1 protein-coding gene is annotated in these 842 nt (G+C 65.6%); it reads left to right on the forward strand.

Annotation, left to right across the window (positions count from 1 at the left end; genetic code table 11):
• Nucleotides 1-842, forward strand: an 842-nt coding sequence (locus BG61_RS38650; RefSeq protein WP_035943733.1) for an Nramp family divalent metal transporter, incomplete at both ends; no start/stop codon positions are given.

The following is an 842-nucleotide window of genomic DNA, read 5'->3' on the forward strand; positions in this document are numbered from 1 at the left end:
CCGGGCTACATGATCTCGGTCGGCTATATGGACCCGGGCAACTGGGCCACCGATATCGCCGGCGGCTCGCGCTTCGGCTACACGCTGCTCGCGGTGATCCTGCTCTCGAACCTGATGGCGATCCTTTTGCAGGCGCTCTCGGTGCGCCTTGGCATCGCGACCGGACGCGATCTCGCGCAGGCGTGCCGCGCCCACTATTCGAGACCGGTCAATATCGGGCTGTGGCTCGCGTGCGAGGCGGCAATCATTGCCTGCGACCTGGCAGAGGTGATCGGCACCGCGATCGCGCTGCAACTGCTGTTCGGCATTCCGCTGATCGCCGGCGCGCTCATCACCGCGCTCGACGCCTTCCTGCTGCTGCTCCTGATGAACAAGGGCTTTCGCTTTCTCGAAGCCTTCGTGATCGCGCTCTTGATCGTGATCGCGGCGTGCTTTGCCGTGCAGATCGTCGCCGCCGCGCCGCCGATCGCCGCGGTGCTCAGGGGCTTCGTGCCGTCGCCGGAAATCGTGACGAACCGCGAGATGCTTTATGTGGCGATCGGCATCATCGGCGCGACGGTCATGCCGCACAACCTCTATCTGCATTCGTCGGTGGTCCAGACACGGGCCTACGCGAACAGCGACGAAGGCCGCCGCGACGCGATCCGCTGGGCGACCGCCGACAGCACGATCGCACTGATGCTCGCGCTCTTCATCAATGCGGCGATCCTGATCGTCGCGGCATCCACGTTCCATGCGACCGGTCACTCCGACGTCACGGAAATCGGCGAGGCGTTCAGGCTGCTCTCACCGCTGCTCGGACTCGGCATCGCCTCCACGCTGTTCGCGCTGGCGCTGCTCGC

Source organism: Caballeronia glathei, assembly GCF_000698595.1.
Lineage (GTDB): Bacteria > Pseudomonadota > Gammaproteobacteria > Burkholderiales > Burkholderiaceae > Caballeronia > Caballeronia glathei.